The 21,170-nt window shown below is 57.2% G+C and carries 21 protein-coding genes; 5 read left to right on the forward strand and 16 right to left on the reverse strand.

Annotation, left to right across the window (positions count from 1 at the left end; translation table 11 throughout):
- Window positions 1-125 precede the first annotated feature (125 nt).
- The 4 genes from LAC65_RS17385 to LAC65_RS17400 form a co-directional block, all read right to left on the reverse strand.
- Window positions 126-341, reverse strand: a complete 216-nt coding sequence (locus LAC65_RS17385) for a YdgH/BhsA/McbA-like domain containing protein (RefSeq protein WP_040113576.1) — start codon at window positions 339-341, stop codon at window positions 126-128.
- A gap of 374 nt (window positions 342-715) precedes the next feature.
- Window positions 716-1,267 carry a C40 family peptidase gene (locus LAC65_RS17390; protein WP_040113578.1) on the reverse strand — a complete coding sequence of 184 codons (552 nt, stop codon included), beginning with the start codon at window positions 1,265-1,267 and terminating at the stop codon, window positions 716-718.
- A gap of 316 nt (window positions 1,268-1,583) precedes the next feature.
- Complete coding sequence (locus tag LAC65_RS17395; protein WP_158249873.1) at window positions 1,584-1,739, reverse strand: hypothetical protein; 156 nt, start codon at window positions 1,737-1,739, stop codon at window positions 1,584-1,586.
- 240 nt (window positions 1,740-1,979) lie between these two features.
- Window positions 1,980-3,047 carry an SDR family oxidoreductase gene (locus LAC65_RS17400; protein WP_040113580.1) on the reverse strand — a complete coding sequence of 356 codons (1,068 nt, stop codon included), beginning with the start codon at window positions 3,045-3,047 and terminating at the stop codon, window positions 1,980-1,982.
- Between the two features lie 101 nt (window positions 3,048-3,148).
- On the opposite strand from LAC65_RS17400, the gene LAC65_RS17405 reads away from it, so the two are divergent.
- Complete coding sequence (locus tag LAC65_RS17405; protein ID WP_040113582.1) at window positions 3,149-4,051, forward strand: LysR family transcriptional regulator; 903 nt, start codon at window positions 3,149-3,151, stop codon at window positions 4,049-4,051.
- Window positions 4,052-4,055: 4 nt separating this feature from the next.
- Here the strand turns inward: LAC65_RS17405 and LAC65_RS17410 are convergent, their stop codons facing one another.
- A complete protein-coding gene (locus LAC65_RS17410; protein WP_040113584.1) occupies window positions 4,056-5,174 on the reverse strand; it encodes a lactonase family protein in 1,119 nt (372 codons plus the stop codon).
- A gap of 263 nt (window positions 5,175-5,437) precedes the next feature.
- On the opposite strand from LAC65_RS17410, the gene LAC65_RS17415 reads away from it, so the two are divergent.
- The gene (locus LAC65_RS17415; RefSeq protein ID WP_040113586.1) at window positions 5,438-6,076 is read left to right on the forward strand and encodes a LysE family translocator; all 639 of its coding nucleotides are present in this window, start codon (window positions 5,438-5,440) and stop codon (window positions 6,074-6,076) included.
- Between the two features lie 40 nt (window positions 6,077-6,116).
- Here LAC65_RS17415 and LAC65_RS17420 read toward each other — a convergent pair whose 3' ends face one another.
- The 5 genes from LAC65_RS17420 to LAC65_RS17440 form a co-directional block, all read right to left on the reverse strand.
- Entirely contained in the window at window positions 6,117-6,884 is a 768-nt protein-coding gene (locus LAC65_RS17420) for an N-acetylmuramoyl-L-alanine amidase (protein ID WP_040113588.1), read from the reverse strand.
- Window positions 6,885-7,155: 271 nt separating this feature from the next.
- The gene (locus tag LAC65_RS17425) at window positions 7,156-7,956 is read right to left on the reverse strand and encodes an inositol monophosphatase family protein (protein WP_040113590.1); all 801 of its coding nucleotides are present in this window, start codon (window positions 7,954-7,956) and stop codon (window positions 7,156-7,158) included.
- A gap of 14 nt (window positions 7,957-7,970) precedes the next feature.
- Window positions 7,971-9,032, reverse strand: a complete 1,062-nt coding sequence (locus tag LAC65_RS17430) for an ABC transporter ATP-binding protein (protein ID WP_040113592.1) — start codon at window positions 9,030-9,032, stop codon at window positions 7,971-7,973.
- Complete coding sequence (locus tag LAC65_RS17435; RefSeq protein WP_040113594.1) at window positions 9,029-11,251, reverse strand: ABC transporter permease; 2,223 nt, start codon at window positions 11,249-11,251, stop codon at window positions 9,029-9,031. Before LAC65_RS17435 ends, LAC65_RS17430 begins: the two co-directional genes overlap by 4 nt.
- Window positions 11,252-11,325: 74 nt before the next feature.
- A complete protein-coding gene (locus LAC65_RS17440; protein WP_040113596.1) occupies window positions 11,326-12,354 on the reverse strand; it encodes an ABC transporter substrate-binding protein in 1,029 nt (342 codons plus the stop codon).
- Between the two features lie 210 nt (window positions 12,355-12,564).
- Between LAC65_RS17440 and LAC65_RS17445 the strand changes: the two genes are divergently transcribed.
- Window positions 12,565-13,599, forward strand: coding sequence for a LacI family DNA-binding transcriptional regulator (locus LAC65_RS17445; RefSeq protein ID WP_040113598.1), 1,035 nt, complete (start codon window positions 12,565-12,567; stop codon window positions 13,597-13,599).
- A gap of 20 nt (window positions 13,600-13,619) precedes the next feature.
- Here the strand turns inward: LAC65_RS17445 and LAC65_RS17450 are convergent, their stop codons facing one another.
- Genes LAC65_RS17450 through LAC65_RS17460 form a run of 3 tightly spaced genes read right to left on the reverse strand, consistent with a single transcriptional unit; the run spans window position 13,620 to window position 15,877 of the window.
- Window positions 13,620-14,027, reverse strand: a complete 408-nt coding sequence (locus LAC65_RS17450) for a DUF2000 domain-containing protein (protein ID WP_040113600.1) — start codon at window positions 14,025-14,027, stop codon at window positions 13,620-13,622.
- A 33-nt stretch (window positions 14,028-14,060) separates the two neighbouring features.
- Window positions 14,061-14,918 (reverse strand): AraC family transcriptional regulator, encoded by an 858-nt coding sequence (locus LAC65_RS17455; RefSeq protein WP_040113602.1) that lies wholly within the window; start codon window positions 14,916-14,918, stop codon window positions 14,061-14,063.
- A 56-nt stretch (window positions 14,919-14,974) separates the two neighbouring features.
- Window positions 14,975-15,877, reverse strand: a complete 903-nt coding sequence (locus LAC65_RS17460; protein ID WP_040113604.1) for a LysR substrate-binding domain-containing protein — start codon at window positions 15,875-15,877, stop codon at window positions 14,975-14,977.
- A 97-nt stretch (window positions 15,878-15,974) separates the two neighbouring features.
- Between LAC65_RS17460 and LAC65_RS17465 the strand changes: the two genes are divergently transcribed.
- Window positions 15,975-16,745 (forward strand): 2OG-Fe(II) oxygenase family protein, encoded by a 771-nt coding sequence (locus LAC65_RS17465; RefSeq protein ID WP_192415490.1) that lies wholly within the window; start codon window positions 15,975-15,977, stop codon window positions 16,743-16,745.
- Here LAC65_RS17465 and LAC65_RS17470 read toward each other — a convergent pair.
- The 3 genes from LAC65_RS17470 to LAC65_RS17480 all read right to left on the reverse strand — a co-directional run bounded on the left by LAC65_RS17470 (window position 16,707) and on the right by LAC65_RS17480 (window position 19,837).
- Window positions 16,707-17,810 (reverse strand): DUF2817 domain-containing protein, encoded by a 1,104-nt coding sequence (locus LAC65_RS17470; protein WP_040113609.1) that lies wholly within the window; start codon window positions 17,808-17,810, stop codon window positions 16,707-16,709. The two genes, LAC65_RS17465 and LAC65_RS17470, sit on opposite strands and share 39 nt — an antisense overlap.
- A 39-nt stretch (window positions 17,811-17,849) precedes the next feature.
- Window positions 17,850-18,617, reverse strand: a complete 768-nt coding sequence (locus LAC65_RS17475; RefSeq protein WP_040113610.1) for a transporter substrate-binding domain-containing protein — start codon at window positions 18,615-18,617, stop codon at window positions 17,850-17,852.
- A gap of 218 nt (window positions 18,618-18,835) precedes the next feature.
- Window positions 18,836-19,837 (reverse strand): zinc-binding alcohol dehydrogenase family protein, encoded by a 1,002-nt coding sequence (locus LAC65_RS17480; protein ID WP_040113612.1) that lies wholly within the window; start codon window positions 19,835-19,837, stop codon window positions 18,836-18,838.
- A gap of 137 nt (window positions 19,838-19,974) precedes the next feature.
- Between LAC65_RS17480 and LAC65_RS17485 the strand changes: the two genes are divergently transcribed.
- Window positions 19,975-20,889 carry a LysR family transcriptional regulator gene (locus LAC65_RS17485; protein ID WP_040113614.1) on the forward strand — a complete coding sequence of 305 codons (915 nt, stop codon included), beginning with the start codon at window positions 19,975-19,977 and terminating at the stop codon, window positions 20,887-20,889.
- Window positions 20,890-21,170 lie beyond the last annotated feature (281 nt).

A 21,170-nucleotide genomic window follows, 5' to 3' on the forward strand; every position in this document is an offset into this window, starting at 1 on the left:
GGCGCAAACCTGTGGATAACCTTCTGCAGGCCGCATGGCAGATACGCCGCCATCGATTGGTTATTTTTTAACCACAAGAACAGCAAAGCCGCCCGAAGGCGGCCTTAACGCTTATTCACGCCAGATTATTTATAGAGCTCAGCGGTCATATGCACACGGTTGTTTGTATTGGCTTCAGTAATTTTGTACTGCGCGCCCTGCTCCTGCGCCTGAGCGGCAATTTTCGCTTCTGCACCATCCAGCGTACCGGAGGTCACAGAGATGCTCTGTGCAAAGCTTGCGCCGGATACCAGGGTCAGAGCGGTTACAGCAGCAATTGAGAGAGCTTTCATGGTTTTCATAATCTTTTCCTTAATATCTGTTTTAAAGGCCGCACGCCTTTGATGAGAAATATAGTAACACTGTAAACTATATACATTTTGATAATTAATGCTGTTACTGTGATCTTGCTAACTAAATTCACAAGCAATTCAAGCAGTTTATTTCACTTAAGAAAGCAGCTGGAGAATCACTCCGGAAACGCTATCAGCGCTGCCTCTGTTGCGATGAAGAGAGAATAAAGGTGTTGAGGAGAGTTTAAAAGCTAAGCATTTTGCCGTTTATGTTCATATTTTTTGAATAAAAACAGGCGTAAAAAAACCGCCATCAGGCGGTTTTCCTCAGCAGGCGGAGAGGGGTACGGCTGTTATTCCTGGATCAGAGAAGCAGGTAGCGCTCAGACTTTGTTTTTATAGTTGAAGCTGATTTGCGAACCCTGTTCGCGGGGCAGTCGCCGCGCCTGGAGATAGACAGACTTCCAGTAAGGATTGTTGAGGGATGAACGCATCACACCCTGACTCACCGACGCATGCAGGAACTGGCGGTCAGTATCATAGAAGCCGACATGCAGCTCATGCCTGATGCGGAAAAAGACCAGATCGCCCGGCTGCAGATGGGCCTGATCGACCGGCTTGCCCATGGCGATGAGTTCACGTGTCGTCACGCGCTCCATCGGAATATTAAAGCGATCTTTCAGCGTGCGCCAGACAAAGCCTGAACAGTCCACGCCGGAGAGCTGCGTGCCGCCCCACTGATATTTTGTGCCCTGCCAGGAGTGCATCTGATCGTGCAGTGCAGCAATAACCGGGATTAAATCGGGCTGTTTATCACCAGAGAGATTCATTTCAGCGCTGTCAGGCGGAGGCGCTTCATGATGCTTTTTCGCGCATCCAGCCAGCGTAAAGAGCAGCAGACTGGTAAAAAGAGTACGGCTTGCGGTGATAGTCATGGGTTGTCGTTTCGCCCGGCTTATTGGTGAAAGATTTATACCGTAAAAAAGCAGCACAGTTAAACCCGCAGCGGGAAAATCCTCACTCCCTCCCTGTTATTTACCTTAATTTACATAAAGGTAGCATCATGTTTATACGTATAAAAACAGGATAAACAGTAATTTTGACAGGTGCCGTGGGTCGCGCGTGCTGAACGAGCTAATTTTAGCGGGTGTTTGAGAAAAGAGGAGGAGGGAAAAGAAAAATTTCAGCCGTCTTGTGAAGTGATAAAGAGGATGTCCCGGTTAACTCTGACAGCCAGCCGGGACTCAATCGCTACTCTTCTGCAGCGGCGACGGCCAGCGACTCAATTTGCTGCCAGAAATTCTCAGGCAGAGACTGAACCAGCGGAACCGGATCGCTGACAGCATGTTCGATGACGGCCAAAAGTTGCTGTGTGTCACTGTTGTTGTTTTTCAGAAGTGTTGTCATAACGCAATAACCTGGTGAAATGTATCAGCGGGTTATTGTAAGGATCTGGTACTAAAAATAAATAAACAAACCGCACTAATCTGCCGCTGGCTTAAGGCATTTGTGCGTTTTGCACGTAACTTCACAGGCTGAAAACAGACCAGGCACGTCAGTTTTACAAAATAAAAACAGTGCGGTAAAAAATAGCGTTTATGCGCAACGTCTGCCGCTCGCCAGAGGCGGCGGCAGAACCTGAGTGCATCAGCGCGGGATGATATTTTCCGCTTTGAGGCGATCGAACAGCTGGATAAAAGAGTCAACGGACGAACGATAGCCGGTAAAACCTGCTTTGCGGCTTTTGCTCATATCTGTAAACACTTCCATCGGGCGACCGAGATCGGCATCGGTATGCCACCATGACGCCAGCTTACTGATATCCGCCTCACGTAACTGATAGCGTGCAGCGATCTCCTGCCAGATTTCAGCCGCCTCCTGCATTCTCTCTTCCAGCGGCAGCGTCTGAGCCGGCAAGTCTGCAGCTTCGATACCAAAATAGGCTGCCAGCTGCGGCCACATCCAGTTCCAGCGGAAAACGTCGCCGTTTACTGCGTTAAAGTCCTGATTCGCTGCGCCTTCTGCTGTAGCCGCCCAGACCAGCTGCTCAGCCAGCAAACCAGCATCCGTCACATCGACCAAACCATTCCACTGCTCAGGCGAGCCGGGGAAGATAAACGGCCAGCCTTTCTCACGGCACAGGGTGGCATAGACGGCCAGCGTCTGGCCCATATTCATCGCATTACCCAGTGCAAAGCCGACGATGGTGTGCGGACGGTGCACGCTCCAGCGATAATCATATTTTTCGGCCCCGGCAAACAGCTCATCCTCCTGAGCATAATAGAAGTTATCTACCGGCTGGCGGCCCTGCTCTTCGCGGAACGGCGTAACCGGTACGGCTCCTTTACCATAGGCTTCAAAAGGCCCCAGATAGTGCTTAAGGCCGGTTACCAGCGCCACGTGAGCACCCTGCAGCCGTTCGCCCAGCGCCTCAATGACGTTACGCACCATGCCGCCATTAACGCGAATGTTCTCTTTCTCATTTTCCTGACGTGCCCAGACGCTGAAAAACAGCGCATCGGGTTTTTCCTGCGCCAGCGCATCGCGTACCGCGTCGCTGTCGGTAAGGTCAGCAGTCAGGCTACGGCAGCCATCCGGTACTGCACCACGTCCGCGCGATAAGCCGGTAACGTCCCAGCCCTCTTTCTGCAGCTGTTCTGCCAGCGCACGTCCGATAACGCCACTGACCCCTACAATGAGTGCCTGTTTTTTCATCATTATCCTCCCGTCGGTTTATTAATATTTAGCCTAATAGAGAAATCAGTTCTTATCTCTGGTAAAAATTCACTTCATTTCTGAATTGAGTTCATGAATAGATGCACGATCATCGCCTGAAAGATATTGTTCCTTTTGTTGCCAGCGTGGAATGCGGCAGCTTTGCTGCGGCGGCGCAGCGGCTGCATCTGACCGGTTCAGCGATCAGTAAAAGCGTTACCCGGCTGGAAACGCGTCTCGGCTCACGCCTGCTGGAGCGCACCACGCGCAGTCTGAAGCTGACCGATGCCGGCAGCGCCTACTATCAGACCTGCCTGCGCGTCATGGAGGAGCTGGCCGAAGCGGAATCGGTACTGGCCGCGCAGCGAACGATCCCGTCAGGGCGCCTGCGACTGGCCCTGCCCAGCACCTACGGCCGGCTGGCGGTGATGCCGCTGCTGATCGCTTTTTGCCAGCAGCACGCGGAAGTGGAGCTAAGCCTGACGTTTTCCGATCGCTTTATCGATCTGTTTGAGGAGGGAATCGATCTGGCCGTGCGCATCGGCGGCTCGCCGGATCTGCCCGCGTCACTGGGCTGCCGTCATCTCGGGCGTGAACGTATGGTATTTTGCGCAGCGCCGGACTATCTGGCACATCACGGCTATCCCGCAACGGAAAATGAGCTGCTGCTGCATCCGGCGGTAATGTATGAACGGGTTGATGGCACCACCAAGCCCTGGCTGCTGACTACCGCAGAGGGGCACGCTTACTGGCGTAATGTCCCGCATCGTATGGCGCTGGGCGATGTGGATGCACAGGTGCAGGCAGTCTGTGCCGGATTAGGCGTGGCGCAGATGCCCTCCTGGCTCATCGCCGGGCCGCTGCAGCGTGGCGAGCTCGAAATTATTCTCCCACAGCAGCAGCCAGACGGCTTTGCGCTGTCGCTGATCTGGCCGCGCCGCAAGCAGCTGTTACCGAAAGTTGATGCGCTGCTGACGGCGCTTGAACAGTTGCCTATCCGTTAGCCGCTCAGGGACGTTCTGTGGTCACAAATTTGATATCAGTTGGCGTGGCAATTTCTGCCGCCTTCCCTTTCGCCTCCAGCTCGCCGCTCTCTTCGTCGAAAGAAAACAGCGAAATGGCGTTAGTGAAGACATTGGTCACGTACAGATAGCGGCCGGTGGCGTCAAAAGATAACGCCCGCGGCTCAATGCCGCCTGCCGGGTAGCGTATGGGCGCCTCCGGTTTGCCGTCACGCCCAATCCGGAATACCAGCAGATGGTTATGCGAAACGCGGTTGGACACAATCAGAAATTTGCCCTGCGGGCTGAGCATGATTGCGCCGCCGCTTCTCTGATCCGCCGTAGCGTTATCGGGCGCTATGTCCGTACTCGCAATGCGTTCCGGTTTTTCTCCCGTAAACCGCCAGGTTTCGACCACCGCCGCCATTTCTGCAATGACCCAGGCGTAGTGACCATCGGCTGAAAATACCATATGACGCGGCCCGGCACCGGGTGAAAAGGTCATGTCGCGTGCCGGATCCGGCTGCAGCGGCGTGGCTGAATGCGCGTCGTAGCGATAAGCATAAAGCTTGTCACCCCCCAGGTCAGCGGCATAAAGCGTCTTTCCATCCGGCGTAAACGTGACTGAATGAGCATGTCCGCTCTCCTGACGCTCGTCCACGACGCCGCTGCCTTCAGCAAACGGAAAGTGCTGCACCGGCGCACCCAGCGATCCATCCTGGTTCACCGGCAGTACGGCAATGCCTGCACCGCCTTTATTACCGGAATAGTTGGCGACCAGCAGATAGCGGCCATCGGGGCTGAGCGTGGCGTGTGTTGGCTCATCGCCGTGGCTGGTTACCGTGTTGATCACTTTTACGGTGCCATCAGCCGCAACCGACAGTGCGGTTACGCTGCCTGCCTTCTCTTCGTTGGTGGTATAGAGAAAACGCCCGTCGGCAGATTTCACCAGCCATGACGGACTCTTCATCTTCACCACATCCAGCGGAGTAAGCGTGCCGTCACGGTTCAGCTTCAGCCGGTAGAGCCCCTCGCTTGGCTGCGCCGGTTTTTCAGCCGCCGGAGCATCAGGCACGCTGGTCCAGGTGCCCACCAGGGCGATTTGATCTTCGCTATTTTGTGCCATTACATTTCCCCCAAAAGTAAAAAGAGCCAGTGACAGTGCTACGGAAAGCGGCGTCAATGCGCCAGACGCAGCGGGTTTGAAAGGTATAGACATCGTTATGTTTATCCTGCAGACCAGAGGTGTGATACAGCGTAGTCAGGAAACGGGCAATCTGGCAACGATTCTGCAAGCCGTCTATAGGAGTTAGTCAACAATCTGATTCTGCGATTAACACTGCCTGCCAGAGATGATTTAATAGCTTTTTTACTGCCCGGGACGGATCTATGTTGCCGTTTTCAAATGGATTTTTGCTTAGCCTCTCCTTATGTCTCGATATTGGTCTTGCCAATATCGCCATGCTGACCCTGGCGATGCAGCGCGGTTTTCTGCAGGGTTTCTGGCTGGGTGTCGGCACCTGCATTGGCGATTTGATCTATGCCCTGCTGGCGCTGGCGGGTATGGCTATGGTGCTGCAATTTGCGCCTGTGCGCTGGGCATTATGGATTGGCGGTGGCCTGCTACTGATCGGGTTTGCCGGGCGTATGCTTTACGCCGCGCTGATAAAGTCTGTTGCCATGCCGGCAGCTGAAACCGCGCCCCGACAGCCGCTGTCACGGGAATTCCGGCGCGGAGTGGTGCTGGCAATGTCATCGCCTACCGCCATTCTCTGGTTTGCCAGCGTGGGCGGCGCGCTGATTGCGCGTATGGGTAACCAGGGAGCAGGCGCCACGGCAGAATTCCTGAGCGGCTTCTTTATTGCAGGTTTGCTCTGGAGCGGCGTGATTTGCCTGACCGGCGCGCTGGGCGGCAAAATGCTGGGTGGGAAGCTGCTGAGGCTCTCTTATCTCGCCTCAGCGCTGATTTTCAGCTATTTCGCGGTGTATGTGATCTACTCCGGGTATCAGGAGTTTGTCATATCCTGAAGCGTGCTCTGCCGCTATCTGTGCGGCAGAGCAGCGCCTGTTAGCCAGCAAAATATTTATCTACCAGCGCATAGAGGATTGCGGCCGTTTCTGCATCCATTACGCCCGCATAATCCTGCTGACGAAAATGCAGCTGAAACGCCCTGACCAGCACACGATAGCCGTGAGCGGATGCAGCCTCCTGCGTGTTATAGCCATATGTTTTAAATTTGCTGATAATTTCATTTTTATCCGGCAATCCGGCAGCAAAACGCTCCCTATACATCTGTTTCGTACTTTCATCATACCAGGCACCCACGCCCGCTTCATATAATCGCTGCCACGGAAAGCTTGCGCCCGGATCGCTTTTGCGACCCGGAGCAATATCGCTGTGCCCTACTACCTGCGTAGGTGTAATATCGGGATAACGCTGCAGAATATTATATGCCAGAGAAATTATCGCCTCGATTTGACTGTCGGGATAAGGAGGAAAAATAAATCCTTCACTGCTACTTTTAGCCTCATTAACAATTTCTATGCCGATGGATGAGTCATTAATATTTGTTCGTCCGGCCCATGTGCTGACGCCGGCATGCCATGCGCGCTCGTGCTCATCCACCAGGTTAAATATACGTTCATCGGTAAATCCGGCGTCGATATACGTTTTGTCTGTAAAATCCGGGACCAGATAGTGGGCGCTGACGGAAGCACCCGTTAGCGCATTCACTGAACCGTTAAAATTTAATGCAGTGTAATGCATAATAAGAAAGCGTACGCGGCGGTTAAAGCCTTTTACAGAACGATAGCTGTTATAATCAATTTTAATCATGATATTCTCCTTTTCGTGTAAGAGAAATCATTTTTATAGCACCTATATTAAACAAAAATAAAACGAAGGTTTGCGATGACAAATTTATACAATTTTAATTACGGAGTTTTTTAAGCGCTATTTCACGCCTTTACGCTATATTTTCTTGTTGTATTTTTATTAATAAAAAATAGCCTGATGAATCGGATATTTACTGATGCAGTATGCTGGCATACCAGCGTTCCGGTTACGTTAAAAAACGGATGCAATAATTTGCATCCGCTAACGGTAGTTACACGCCGGCAATCTGCCTGAGCTCGGTTTCAGCGCCTGGCGCCACTGCCAGCACCTGAGCGCCTTTCAGCAGGCGATCGCCTTCGGTATTAAACGGGTGATACCAGCCTCCCGCCTCTTTCACCAGACAATATCCCGCCAGACAATCCCAGGCGTGCATATAGGGTTCAAAATAGCCTACCACCCGTCCTGCAGCGACCCAGGCCAGCATCAGAGCGCCTGAGCCAATACGGATAAAGTTGCCGCCCGCCGCCAGCAGCGACGCGAGCAGCCTGCCCACCTCTTCCGGGCTGACGTGGCTGTTTGCACCAAAACCTGTCACGTGATTCTGCAAAGTGCGTGCGGGATCAACCTGCAGTGTTGTGCCATTAAGCGTGGCGCCAGCGCCGAGGGAGGCGGCATAACACTCTTCATAAACCGGCGCATAAATAATGCCAACCACCGGTATCCCCTCGTGCAGTACGGCCACCGACACGCACCAGTTAGGCATACCGTTCAGAAACGGGCTGGTGCCATCGATAGGGTCAACCACCCAGGTATAACCTGACGAACCAGGCTGCAGGCCATACTCCTCTCCCAGAAAACCATCCTGCGGAAACCGGAGGCGGATCTGCTCTGCTATCAGCTGCTCAACTTCACGATCGGCGCGGGAGACCACATCCTGCAGATCATATTTCGTTTCCACCACCAGCGAATCGCGCTGCCGGAACCAGGCCAGAGCCTTTTCACCCCCCGCCCGCGCAACCTGCTCAGCCAGCTCCCGTCGCGCCTGTAGCGCACTGCTTACTGTCTCACTCATGACGCTTCCTCTTGTCAGCCGGCAATCAGAGCCAGCCCCTGTGGTTTGAAATCGACGCCGACCCGTGCCGCCAGCGGCAGCTGCTGCTCCATCTGTGCATCGACGATAAACAAGGCGCCCAGCTCAGTGGTCACTTCATATTCGATATGGTCGCCCAACCAGGTGCAGTGCGTGATCTCCCCCGTCAGCGCCCCGGCGCGGTGAGTGCTGAGCGTAATAAACTGCGGGCGCACGGAGAGACGGGCGGTGCCGGCGAGGACGCCGTTGTCCGGCACGCGATAGCGCTGATTTCCCAGCCGAATCAGCGCCTCACTCTCTGCGACCTCTTCAACTTCACACGGCAGGATATTCGCCTCTCCCATAAAATCGGCAATAAACTCGGAGGCCGGACTGCGATAGAGCGTTTCCGGCGCGCCCTGCTGAGCGATATCTCCCTCTTTCATGACAATAATTTTGTCGGATACCGCCAGCGCCTCCTCCTGATCGTGCGTGACATACACTGCCGTAAAGCCAAGCCGCTGCTGCAAATCACGGATATCGGTCCGCACCTGGCGACGCAGCCGTTCATCCAGGTTAGAAAGCGGCTCATCCAGCAATAGCACCTGCGGCTCCAGCACCAGCGCGCGCGCCACCGCAATGCGCTGCTGCTGGCCACCTGACAATTCTGAAGGCAGACGCTGTCCCTGACTCTCCAGTCCTACCAGTTTCAGGCCTTCACGCGCGCGATCCTGCGCCTCACGCTTCGTCATCCCGGACGACTGCAGCCCGTACATGATATTTTCCAGCGCGCTCATATGGGGGAACAGCGCGTAGCTTTGAAAAACCATGGCCACATCGCGTTCGTTAGCGGGCAGATGGGTGACGTCTTTCCCGCCAATCAGTATCCGTCCGGAGGTAGGATGTTCCAGCCCGGCGAGCAGGCGCAGCGTCGTGGTTTTACCGCAGCCGGAAGGACCCAGCAGCGTTACCAGCGTACCCGGCTCCACGATGAGCGAGAGATCCGGCAGCGCGTTAAACCCGGCAAAACGCTTAGTGACGTGTTCAAATACAACGGAACCTGCTTTGATGGCACTCATACAGCACTCTCCTGGGTTAAGGATGGAGCAACGGGCGGAGCGGCGACATCTACCGGGCGCGCCACGCGGCGCAGCCGGCGCTCACCCACCAGCCACTGGAACAGGCCAATAATCAGCAGCATGACAAAGATCAGTACGGTGGAGTACGCGATAGCCACACCATATTCTCCGTTCTCCACCAGGCCAACGATGTAGGACGTCGCCATGTTGTACTGCGCGCTGACAAGGAAAATCACGGCGCTGATAGAGGTAATCGCGCGCACAAAGGCGTAGACCAGCGCGGCGCTGATGGCCGGTTTCAGCAGGGGCAGTACCACTTTGCGCAGCGTGCGGAAACTGCTGGCACCCAGCGTCAGCGACGCTTCATCCAGACTTTTATCGAGCTGGCTCATGGCGGCAATGCCGCCGCGCACGCCCACCGGCATATTACGGAAGACAAAACAGGCGATCAGGATCATCGCCGTCCCGGTGATCTCCAGCGGCGGCAGGTTATAAGCCATAACATAGCTCACGCCGATAACCGTACCGGGAATGGCAAAGCTCAGCATCAGCAGAAACTCAAACGTCTGCCGCCCGGCAAACTTCTGGCGCACAATCAGCCAGGCGGTCAGCAGCCCGACAATTGCGGTGAGCGGCGCGGCGATCAGCGCTATCTCCAGCGTGGTCCAGAAGGAGTTCCATGCCACCCCGCTCCACAGCAGGTGTCCGTCGCTGATGCTCACGCGGAAAGCGCGCACGTAGTGCTCAATCGTCAGCACACTGTTCAGGCCCCACGACTGCACAAAACCTCCGACCAGAATCATGCCGTAGACCACCAGGGTAAAGAGGCCCCACGGGATCACCAGCCCATAGACGCCGCCGCGCAGCAGCCGCGGCAGCTGGCTGTGCTGGCCACCATCCCCTTTGCCGGTTACGGTGGCAAAGTTTTTGCCCCCCAGCCACAGGCGCTGCAGCACAAAGGCCGCCAGCGTGAAGCAGAGCAGGATCATCGCCAGCACCGCCGCGCGGCTCGGATCGTTCTGGGCGCCTACCACCGAGAAGAAAATTTCTGTCGAGAGCACGCCGTGGCTGCCACCCAGCACCATCGGGTTGCCGAAATCGGCCATGCTTTCGATGAAGCTGATCAGAAAGGCGTTTGCCAGGCCCGGCGCCATCAGCGGCAGCGAAACGCGGCTGAAGGTGCGCCAGCGATCGGCACGCAGCGTCTGCGACGCCTCTTCCAGCGAGGGGCTGACGCCCTCGGCTACGCCAATCAGCACCAGAAAAGCGATGGGTGTAAAAGAGAGCACCTGCGCGATCCAGATCCCGGTCAGGCCATAGAGCCAGCGACCGGGCTCTATGCCAAACAGCGCGGCCAGATGTTCTGTCACCACTCCCGAACGGCCAAACAGCAGGATCAGCGCCAGTCCGATAACAAACGGTGGCGTGATAATGGGCAGAATGGTCAGCATGCGCAGCGCTTTTTTACAGGGCAGCGGCGTGCGCGTGGCGGCGAGCGCGAAAGCGAGCCCCAGCAGCGTGGAGCCGGTCGCCGTCATCAGCGCCAGCCAGAGCGTGCGCCAGGCTGTCCCGCAGCTGCCGCCCGCCAGACAGGAGAGGCTCCAGATTGAGGGATCCTGCAGGTTAGCTAACAGGCCATCGGGTTGAAAGCTGCCGTCAACGTCCTGTACGGAGACCACAAACATACTCAGCACCGGGTAGAGCACAAATACGCTGACCAGCGCGGTGATCAGCACCAGCGCTGCCACCACAAAGGCATCTCCTCTCAGCACGCCGCGCTCGGCCAGCGCAAAGGCAAAAAGCAGCAGAAAGGTGGTCAGCAGTAAAATTGCGCCAGCTCCCATTGCAGGCTGCCCCTGTTGCAGCGTGCCAAACTGATTCTCCAGCCACAGCCAGCTCCAGCCGCTGTAGCCAATGGCATGGCCCTCAATCACCAGAAACAGAATCCCCAGCGCGCTGAATAACAGCAGCAGCGCGCTGCGCTGTCTGCCCGGCAGCAGGCCACTGACACCGCATAACAGCCAGAGCGTCAGCGCGCCCCACAGCCACGGATGTGCCGCGAGCTGCCACAGCGCCGGCGCGCTGGCCTCATCACGCCAGAGCGACAGGATCCAGCCGGTATCAAAAAAACCCGCTTCCAGGCTGTACCAGGGCAGCAGCGCCAGCGCTACGGCCCCCGATAGCAGAGCGCCTGTCAGACGGCGATTATGTGCATTCATATAACACCTCGAACGGGAGGGAGCGGGCTGGCGCGATCTGCACCAGCCCGGAATATCTGTCTGCATAGATGGGCTTACTGCGCGCCAGAGCCGATCTCTTTATCCCAGCGGCCGAGCAGCGCTTTACGTTTGGCCGTATCGCCATAGGTTTTAAAGTCGTAATCGATCAGTTTGATGTTCTCAAAACGCGGCGCATATTCTGAGATTTCCGCAGTGCGGTTAGAGGGCAGCTGGAATGACTTCGCCTCTTTCATATGCGACTGCGCTTCTGCGCTGAGCGCCCAGTCATACCAGACTTTGGCATTGGCCAGATTGCGTGCGCCTTTCACAATTGACATCGAGCCGATTTCGTAGCCGGTGCCTTCACACGGCGCAACGGTTTTTATCGGGAATCCATCAACCTGCATGGCGACGGCATCGTGCATAAACACAATACCGACCGTCGCTTCACCGCGCGCTGCGGCTTTCACCGGTGCCGAACCCGATTTGGTATATTGTGAGATATTGGCATTGAGTTTTTTCAGATAATCAAAAGCCTTGTCCTCACCCATAATCTGCACCAGCGTGGCCAGCGTGTTGTATGCCGTGCCGGATGAATTCGGATTAGCGATCTGAATTTCGCCTTTAAAGGCCGGGTCAAGCAGGTCCGCCCAGCAGGTGGGTTCTTTCAGTTTTTTCTCTGCCAGCAGTTTCGTGTTGTATCCCCAGCCCAGCGCCCCCGCATAGATCCCCACGGTGCGATAACCGGCATTTTCCGCCTGTTTCTGTGCCCACGGCTGCTGCTGATCGAGCAGCGGTGATTTGTAGACCTGCGTCAGTCCTTCCGCCGCCGCCTGCATATGCGGATCGCCGGTGCCGGCCCACCAGATATCGGTACGCGGATTACGCGCTTCACTGCGCAGACGAGCGTAGGCTTCACCGGCTGACAGCCGCACCATGCTCACTTTGATGTCAGGATGGCTCTGGCTGAAAATACGCGTCATCTGTTCGCACACCACGACATCCGCTGAACAGATCATATTAAGATTGCCTGCAGCTGAGGCGGTTATCGGCAGGCCAGCCGCTGAGAGGGTGAGAGCAACGGCAAGGGATAGGGTTCGCATAGTAGTCTCCTGTCGGGCAGAGGGTGCGCATTAATTGTTATTTGCACGTGTGTGCAAATTAGTAACGGACAGAAAATAGGCTGTCAAACGCTGTACTCTGCAATTGACTGCCTGCGTCACAAAAATGCAACATTTAAGCCGAAGGATAATTTGCACAGCTTTGCAATTTGCGGCAGACTCAGTTAAGCGACGGGAGTTGAGGATGTAACCATGCATAACGATAAAGCGGGCGTCAGCGCGCAGGATGTGGCAGCGCGGGCCGGAGTCTCCCGGTCAGCCGTTTCACGTGCTTTTACGCCGGGTGCCAGCGTCTCTGCCGCTACGCGGGCCAGAGTAATGAAAGCCGCAGAAGAGCTGGGGTATCACGTAAATCATCTGGCACGCGGCCTGGTGCGTAACCGCAGCGGCATTGTCTGTCTGATTGTCTCAGAGATCGCCACGCCCTACCGCGCGACGCTGGTGCGCTGGCTGACACAATTTTTGCAGGAGGCGGGCAAAGTGGCGATGGTGATCAATACCGATCGCTCTGACAGCAGCGTGTCGGCCGCGCTGCTGCAGGCGATCAATTTCCGCGCCGACGCCTCGATTATCCTGTCAGGCATGCCGGACCGTGCCATCACCGCCCAGTGCTACCGGCACGGACAGCGCATCATTCTGATTAACCGCGATGAAACGCTGCCAGGCTCGCTCAGCATTCATCTGGACGCGCAAAGCGCTGCTGAAACCGCCGTTATGGCCTTTCAGCGCGCAGGCTGCCGCCATCTTGCCTTTGCTAACTCGCTGGCCGGCACGCCCAGCCTGCAGAAGCGTGAAGCGGCGTTTCTGGCCGTTGCGCAAGACGCTGGCCTGCACGTTACCGTTGAGAGATTTGGTACAACCTCATATGAAAGCGGACAGATTCTGGCACACCGTCTGCTGACGCGCGCGCAGCGGCCTGATGCGATATTTTGCGTGACAGACCTTATCGCCTGCGGCGTGATGGATGAAGCGCGTCACCGCTTCCGGCTACGGGTGCCAGACGATCTCTGCCTGTTCGGCTATGACAACATTGCGCAGGCGGGCTGGGCGTCCTATAACCTGACAACCTTTGCACAGCCAGTAGAGCAGTTTGCACGTGACGCCGTGGCCTGGTTTAGCGCCACGGAATCGGGCGAGCATGACGCCTCCGGTACGGATGGAGAGCCGCCCGCGTCGCGTCTTTATCAGGCAGAGGTGATCTGGCGCGGCTCGGTGCGCGGCGGATGACGCCGCGTCAGCCGGGCTGACTACTCATGCAGCGCCAGCCCTTTGATCGCTTTGTCGACCGCTTTTTTCGGACCAAAAAGCGCCAGGCCAACCAGATTCATCTCCTGCGCGTTTTCTGCCAGAAACACCTCGCGGTTAGCCGCGTCGTTGCCGGTAGAAAACATCGCTTCTACATAGGGTATCAGCGTCAGTTCACGCTCCAGCCCCTGGCGATGCGCGCGCTGCAGGCCAGCGAGATTGCCGGAAAACACCCGCATCGGCTGTCCGGCGATCCGGCCATAGTGACGTCCCTGCGCATCGATGTAGGGTTCCCCCAGCATCTCCGGTGCCCCGGCGGCAAGGCCGGTAGCGATAAACGCCACCACGTTCAGACGCTGCCAGGTGGCTAAATCATCGCGTACGATCAGGGCAATTTTGGTGTCAGACATGGCATAACGCTCTCTTCAGAAAGGAAAACGCTATCATTCCTGATGCGGCCGTGCGCCGTATAGAACGTTTGTGCACGCCCGCTGATAGGCCGCCGGCGTCATATGCCAGGCGCGCCGGAACCAGCGGCCGAGATGACTCTGATCGGCAAACCCGGTGCGGGCAGCGACTTCAACCGGTGCCACGCCCTGCGCCAGCAGCGCGCGCGCCGCGCGCAGCCGCAGGCGTACCAGATAAGCGTGCGGCGTCTGACCAAACGCCTGCCGGAACTGGCGCGTCAGGCGAAAGCGATCCAGCCCGGCCAGGCGTGAAAGCTCGTCGAGTCCGACATCCTGCGCCATAAAATCATGCAAATAGTCGCGCAGCAGCAGCATCTGACGCTGTGCCACCGTATCAGGTCGCTCCGGACGCCGCTCAAGATGCCGCGACAGAAGCGTTATCAACTGCTCCAGCGTCTGATCGCGCGCCAGACGCCCTTCGCGCTGGTGAATGGCATACCACGCCTCTTCCGTGGCGCGGGCAAGCTGCACGTCATCCGTCAGCGTATGCCGGAATGCGCCGCCGATCCGGGCGATATCTCCCTGTCCGCGCTGCTGCATCATGTCAGCCACCCACGGCTGCGGCAGGTAAAGCATGACATAGGTAAAACCCGCAGCCTCCGGCGCGTGGCCATCATGCACCGCGCCCGGTTCAATAAGAATGACGCGGCCGGGGGTGCTGGTATGCAGTGCGCGACGGCAGTTAAAGCGCTGCAGTCCCTGCCGGGTCACCCCGACCAGCAGCTCATCGTGATCGTGTGCGTCGTAAGCGTGACCGCTGAAGTGGGCGTTGATACTCTCAATGCCGGTCTCCTGGTCGCGTCGCAGCTCAACCCAATCTTTATTTTCTGACATAGTCTCGTCCCTTCCGGCAGCGGTGCAGATTATCTGGCTACAGCGTGCGGGTAAAATCAGGCGGCCGCAAGCGCAGTGAGCCACTCTATCAGCGCCCGGGCGTCGGGCTGCTGCAGCGTGCGCTGCGGCCAGGCGAGATAGTAGGGCTTACTGAGCGGCAGGCTGAAGCTATCTGCGATCGCCAGATCGCCCCGCGCCAGCTCAGCGGCAATAAGACGCCGCTGGCCCAGCAGCAGCCCGGCCCCCGCAACCGCAGCATCTATCGCCAGCGACGTGAGGTTAAAGGTGAAAGCGGGCTGCTGCGCGGGTTCGCCGTGGCCGCGCGCCTGCAGCCAGCTTTGCCAGTCCGGCAGAAAACGCCCCTCATTGCCCCAGTCGAGATGGATCAGCGGCGCCTGGTTAAATAGCCGATCGCGCGGGAAGCGCTGCAGCAGCGCCGGGCTGGCTACCGGCAGCACCTCGTCATGAAACAGCCGCTGTTTCTCCAGCTGCGGATAGCGATCGTCACCGAATACGATAGCGAAATCAGCCGGCGTGGCGCTGAAATCGACCTGTGCATGGGTGCCATGCAGGCAGAGGTCGCTCGCGGGACAGCACGCGCGCCAGTGGTTCAGCTGCGGCATCAGCCACTTTGACGCCAGCGCCGGCAGTGCGTACAGAGTCAGCGCAGGCCGGCTGGCCGCCTGGCGCAGACTGAGCTGTCCCATCCGCAGGATATCAAACGCTTCTGAAACATAGCGCAGATAGGCCCGGCCGCTCTCTGTCAGCATGACCCCGTTTTGCGTGCGCACAAACAGAGCGTGACCCAGCAGCGTCTCCAGCTGGCGGATCTGCTGGCTGATCGCCGCCGGCGTCAGCGCCAGGTGCGCGGCTGCTTTTGCAAGACTGCCCAGCTCTGCAGCAGCTTTGAACGCGAGAATAAGGCTGATTTTTGGCAGACGCGAAGCACTGACGGACATTAACGTTTCCTTAGCAGGGCAGTAATGATTTATCGCTACGCATTCCCGCCGCAGCATCGTAGAGTTTTATGACACTGTTGCTACCGGGAAACGCACTATGTCTGGATTAATACGTTTTGACCTGCATCCTCTGGCGGACGCTGACTGGCGCGCGCAGTGTCGCGCGCAGCTGGAACAACACGGCGCCCTGGTGCTGCGGCAGTTTCTGCAGCCGGCAGCGCTGCAGGCTATCATTACAGAAGGGAACGCGCAGCGCCATCTTGCCTGGCATACGCGCAGCAACCATAACGTCTATCTGCTGAAAACAGACGAGACATTGAGCGCAGATCATCCCCGTAACCGCGATGTCATCAGCACCAAAGGCTGTATTACCGATGAGGCGATTGCTCACGACTCACCGCTGCGTCAGCTGTACAACGATACGCTGTTTAAACACTTTCTCTGCGAGGTGCTGAACGAGAGCGCCCTCTATCCTTATGCCGATCCGCTCTCGTCAATCAACCTGCACTATGCCGCACAGGGGCAGGAGCTGGGCTGGCATTTCGACAACTCCTCCTTTGCCATTACTCTGCTGCTGCAGAAGCCGCAGGCGGGCGGCATATTCCAATACGTGCGCGATCTGCGCGATGCTGACGCGGGCGAGATGAACTACGACGGCGTCGCCGCTGTGCTCAATGAAGCCTGCACGCCGGATGCGCTGGCGATTGAGGCGGGCGATCTGGTGCTGTTTCGCGGACGCAATTCGCTTCATCGCGTGACGCCGACCGAAGGTGATATCACCCGCATGCTGGCGGTGCTCGCTTACAATACGCAGCCGGGAATTGCGCTGTCAGAGACCGCCCGCATGACGTTTTACGGCCGGCTGTGACAGCAGCGCCTGCCAGCCGCGCCGGAAAATTTGCTGCGTGCGGAATGCCGTCAGCTCACGCCAGTCGCGGTCCTGTGGCCAGAATCCCTCAACCAGCTGCTGTTTGAGGGCCTGCCCGGCCGCACTCTGCACATCACCCTCTAAGTGCAGCCAGTGATCGTCCCGCACCCGCCGGTGCATCTCTTCACCTGCGTAAGTGCCACACTCCACCACCAGCGGCAGGATGGCACCGTGCGGCAGCTGATCCAGCAGAAACTGCGAGACGTAACCGGTGGCCGTTGCCGTGATGCCGGTGGCGCTCTCCTGCCCGCTGCCGGTATCGATCAGCGTCAGCCATTCACCATACAGCTCGCGTCCCCAGGCGTGCGCAGGAACCCGCTTCTGCGCAATGCCCAGCAGCATCGGATGTCCCCATGCGCCTGCGCCGGTATGCAGATCGAAACTCAGGATCTGTTCTGCCCGCAGCAGATGGCCGGTTACGATCTTCTGCAGCGTCCGCTGCGACCAGGTGGCGTGCTCTCCGCCATAAAACAGGCCATCAGCGTGCTGATACTGTCCGGCCTCCACCACCCGCTTGATCGCCGGCCAGCCGTCGCGCTGCAGCGCGGCAGCCAGCAGCCGATCCGCCTCTGCCCGCTCGCCGTGATAAAACGCGTGATAGCGTGCATAGTCAGCGTTATCCGGCAGCGGCGCGCTGAACGGAATAAAATTGCGGTTCAGATCGATATTCTCTTCATTGACGCGCCGCAGATGCGCCGCTCCCCACGGGTTCAGCAGATGAATCAGCATCACAGCACACTCTGCCGGTAAGCGGGCCGCATCCAGATCTTTCAGCCACTCTATCTGATTATCCGACCCGTAATATCCCTCCACGCCGTGCGTGCCGGAGATAATCAGCATGACGCGCGAGGCGTGCGGGTTGCCAATCACGGCAAGATCGGTAAACAGCGCTTCACCGGCCGGACCGCATAACGGATGCTGCCAGGTGTGCAGCGCCCCTTTTTTATGCTCAACGGCAGCCAGGAAGCGGGCCCGTTGCGTGCGGTAATCGGTCAGGTTACGCATAATTCTCCTGCTGGCAGATAACGGATTCACACATCCCGATCAGGGATAAACTTTATATTTGAAATACTTCTGCGCCAGGCGATCGTAGGTACCGTTGCGGTGCAGTTCTGCCAGGGCCGCATTAATCAGTTTAAGATTTGCGACATCATCTTTGCGCAGCCCGATTCCCACGCCGTTACCTAATACAGCTTTATCGGTCAGGGTCACTTTATTCACATATTCCTTTCCTTCTGCGGTATTCAGGAAGCCCTGATCGGCAGACACCGCATTCGCCAGCGTGCCATCAAGGCGTCCGGCAACGAGATCGGGATAAATCTCCATCTGGTTGGGATAGGAGACCACGCTGACGCCTTTGGGTGCCCAGTAAGTCTGCGCGTAGGTTTCCTGAATAGTCCCCTGCGCTACGCCGATGTTTTTACCGCGCAGCGTGGCGATGTCATCAGTCAGGGCGCTGTCAGCCGGGGTGATGAGCGCGCTGGGGGTGACATAAAGCATATCGCTGAATGCAACCTGCTCGCGTCGTTTCTCCGTCATCGACATGGCTGACAAAATCGCGTCAAACTTCTTTGCCTGCAGCGCCGGAATAGAGCCATCAAAGCCAATCTGAACCCATTTGCAACTCACTTTGGCCTGGGCACAAATGGCGTTGCCGAGATCGATGTCAAACCCCTGCAGCGAGCCATCGCTGGCTTTGGATTCAAAAGGGGGAAAGGTGGGATCGACGCCAAAACGCAGCGTCTGTTGCGCCGCGGCTGACTGAATAGCGCAGTACGAGAGCAGCAGAGCCAGTGAAATTCGCTTATACATAATTCTCTCCGGAAGGCTGAAAGCACAGAGAGCAGTCATATCATGACCCGCAGCATTCAGCCAGAGCGGCAGCCGCGATTTGCAGAGCAAATTCTTATAATAGTTAGGGGGTTAGCGAAAATTACGACGGCCATCAGATTAACTTAAGGCGGCGGGTGACGTTTTCCTGACTGAAACCCGGCACGAAGCGGCCGCTCCGTGCCGGGTGAATCACGTTATCAGAAACCGCTAAGCACCAGCTTGCCGCGCGCGCGTCCGCTCTCGATCAGCGCATGCGCTTTGCGCAGGTTAGCAGCATTGATGCTGCCGAGATGCTCCCCGGCGGTGGTCTGCAGGGTGCCATCATCAATCAGCTGGCTGATACGCTGCAGAATCTCATGCTGGCGCTGCATATCCGGCGTTTCAAACAGCGAGCGCGTAAACATCAGCTCCCAGTGTAATGAGATCGCTTTACGCTTGAGCGGCATGGCATCCAGCGTCTCCGGATCGTCAATCAGCGCCAGCTTACCCTGCGGCGCCAGCACCTCAATCAGCTGCGTATAGTAGCTGTCAGTATGGGTAAGCGACGCAACATACTTCACCGTGTCGATGCCGAGCGCACGCAGCTGCTCCGCCAGCGGCTGGTGATGATTGATAACGTGATGCGCGCCCTGCTGCTGCACCCACTCTTCAGTCTCAGGACGGGATGCCGTACCGATAATTGTCAGCCCGGTGAGTTTGCGTGCCAGCTGGGTGAGAATAGAACCCACTCCCCCGCCCGCGCCCACAATCAGCAGCGCTGCGTTCTCATCCGCCTGCACCTCAAAACGGTCAAACAGCAGCTCCCATGCGGTGAGTGACGTCAGCGGCAGCGCAGCCGCATCGGCATCGCTCAGGGAGCGCGGTTTGTGGCCGGCGATGCGCTCATCCACCAGACCATACTCTGCGTAGCTGCCGGCCCGGCTGATATCGCCGGCATAAAACACCTCATCGCCCGGCCGGAACAGCCTAACCGCTTCACCCACCGCCTCTACCACACCGACGGCATCCCAGCCCAGAATGCGCGGCTGCTCAGTGGCGGCGCCTTTACGTACTTTGGTGTCGACCGGATTCACCGCAATGGCATTGATTTTGACCAGCAGATCGCGGGCGCCGGGCTGAGGTTTGGCGACATCAGCGTCATACAGCGCATTTTCATCCGAAATGGGTAAGCCGTTCTGACTATAAACAATGGCTTTCATGCCTTATCTCCATGGTGATTGACAGATTTTCTGAATACCCATCAAGCATAGCGGGCAATGGCGCATGGAAAAATCGACGTTGCAGGGGAAGACTTTCACTCGTAGAGTGAAAATCCGGTTTGCCAGGTAAAAACGTCATGGTTCGTCTCGAAGATATTACGCTGTTTGTCCGCTCAGCTGCGCTGGGCAGCTTCTCCCGTGCCGCGCGCGAAGCAAACCTGCTGCCGGGTCAGGTCAGCGCGGCAATTCAGCGGCTGGAGCGCGATCTCGATCGCCGCCTGTTTGCGCGCTCAACGCGCAGTCTGCGGCTGACCGCCGAGGGTGAGCGCTATCTGCCTTTTGCACAGGAGATGCTGGCGCTGATGCAGGCAGGTGCAGAGAGTCTGCAGCGTCATGACGACGAACTGCGCGGTGAACTGAAAATTGCGATGCCATCCGATATCGGGCGGCATATCCTGCTGCCGTTACTGACCCGTTTCTGCCGTCAGCATACCGGATTGCAGCTGCGCCTTTCACTCTCCGATCAGGTCAGTAACGTCTTCCGCGATCCGGTAGATATCGCTATTCGCTACGGCAAATTAGAGGAGAGCAGCTACGTTGCGCTGCCGCTGGCTGAAAATAACCGGCGGGTACTGGTCGCATCACCCGATTATCTTATTGAACATGGCCGGCCTGCCGCGCTGACCGATCTCACCCGCCATCACTGTCTGCCGTTTATGATGGGAGGCCACGTATATGATAAATGGAGCTTTCCGCAGGCGGAGGGCGCGCAGCTTATCACGGTAAAAAGCCGCCTTATGTGTGATGACGCGGAAGTCGCACGCCGCTGGGCGCTGGCAGGAATGGGTATCGCCTATAAGTCCTGGCTGGACGTGGCTGAGGATGTACATCAGGGGAGGCTGGAGTTGATTCTGCCTGAGGTAAAAGGTGAGGCGACGCCACTGCATCTGATCTGTCCGCACCGCAGGCAATTCTCGCCAGCGATTCGCGCCCTGCACCATCACTTACGTGAGCATCTGCAAAACAGCGTGTCGCTGCCGGGCAAAGATTAATGGGTGAGCCAGCGGTTAACCGCTACTCTCACGCTTATCAGCGCCAGCATCACGAATAATCCCGTTCGGATTTCTCTCTATTCTCTGCTGCCTTTACGCTATCAAACCAGAGCCGGTCAGCTTTTCCTGACGCGTAACCCTTGTCCGCCTCCGGTTTAAGATGGCCTGGCATGGTATTCTTATTCTGAATCAGTAATAGTAAGCCACAGCACATATTTGTCAGGCTAACTATTCAGGATAGATAATGTCTTATTCCAGACCCCGATCGCGCAACCTGCTCA

Source organism: Pantoea eucrina, assembly GCF_020079945.1.
Classification (GTDB): Bacteria; Pseudomonadota; Gammaproteobacteria; order Enterobacterales; family Enterobacteriaceae; genus Pantoea; species Pantoea eucrina.

Coding starts and splice junctions, on each gene's coding strand:
- LAC65_RS17385 (WP_040113576.1), bottom strand. CDS start 341: ATGAAAACCATGAAAGCTCTCTCAATTGCTGCTGTAACCGCTCTGACC.
- LAC65_RS17390 (WP_040113578.1), bottom strand. CDS start 1,267: ATGACTATCACCGCAAGCCGTACTCTTTTTACCAGTCTGCTGCTCTTT.
- LAC65_RS17395 (WP_158249873.1), bottom strand. CDS start 1,739: ATGACAACACTTCTGAAAAACAACAACAGTGACACACAGCAACTTTTG.
- LAC65_RS17400 (WP_040113580.1), bottom strand. CDS start 3,047: ATGAAAAAACAGGCACTCATTGTAGGGGTCAGTGGCGTTATCGGACGT.
- LAC65_RS17405 (WP_040113582.1), top strand. CDS start 3,149: ATGCACGATCATCGCCTGAAAGATATTGTTCCTTTTGTTGCCAGCGTG.
- LAC65_RS17410 (WP_040113584.1), bottom strand. CDS start 5,174: ATGGCACAAAATAGCGAAGATCAAATCGCCCTGGTGGGCACCTGGACC.
- LAC65_RS17415 (WP_040113586.1), top strand. CDS start 5,438: ATGTTGCCGTTTTCAAATGGATTTTTGCTTAGCCTCTCCTTATGTCTC.
- LAC65_RS17420 (WP_040113588.1), bottom strand. CDS start 6,884: ATGATTAAAATTGATTATAACAGCTATCGTTCTGTAAAAGGCTTTAAC.
- LAC65_RS17425 (WP_040113590.1), bottom strand. CDS start 7,956: ATGAGTGAGACAGTAAGCAGTGCGCTACAGGCGCGACGGGAGCTGGCT.
- LAC65_RS17430 (WP_040113592.1), bottom strand. CDS start 9,032: ATGAGTGCCATCAAAGCAGGTTCCGTTGTATTTGAACACGTCACTAAG.
- LAC65_RS17435 (WP_040113594.1), bottom strand. CDS start 11,251: ATGAATGCACATAATCGCCGTCTGACAGGCGCTCTGCTATCGGGGGCC.
- LAC65_RS17440 (WP_040113596.1), bottom strand. CDS start 12,354: ATGCGAACCCTATCCCTTGCCGTTGCTCTCACCCTCTCAGCGGCTGGC.
- LAC65_RS17445 (WP_040113598.1), top strand. CDS start 12,565: ATGCATAACGATAAAGCGGGCGTCAGCGCGCAGGATGTGGCAGCGCGG.
- LAC65_RS17450 (WP_040113600.1), bottom strand. CDS start 14,027: ATGTCTGACACCAAAATTGCCCTGATCGTACGCGATGATTTAGCCACC.
- LAC65_RS17455 (WP_040113602.1), bottom strand. CDS start 14,918: ATGTCAGAAAATAAAGATTGGGTTGAGCTGCGACGCGACCAGGAGACC.
- LAC65_RS17460 (WP_040113604.1), bottom strand. CDS start 15,877: ATGTCCGTCAGTGCTTCGCGTCTGCCAAAAATCAGCCTTATTCTCGCG.
- LAC65_RS17465 (WP_192415490.1), top strand. CDS start 15,975: ATGTCTGGATTAATACGTTTTGACCTGCATCCTCTGGCGGACGCTGAC.
- LAC65_RS17470 (WP_040113609.1), bottom strand. CDS start 17,810: ATGCGTAACCTGACCGATTACCGCACGCAACGGGCCCGCTTCCTGGCT.
- LAC65_RS17475 (WP_040113610.1), bottom strand. CDS start 18,617: ATGTATAAGCGAATTTCACTGGCTCTGCTGCTCTCGTACTGCGCTATT.
- LAC65_RS17480 (WP_040113612.1), bottom strand. CDS start 19,837: ATGAAAGCCATTGTTTATAGTCAGAACGGCTTACCCATTTCGGATGAA.
- LAC65_RS17485 (WP_040113614.1), top strand. CDS start 19,975: ATGGTTCGTCTCGAAGATATTACGCTGTTTGTCCGCTCAGCTGCGCTG.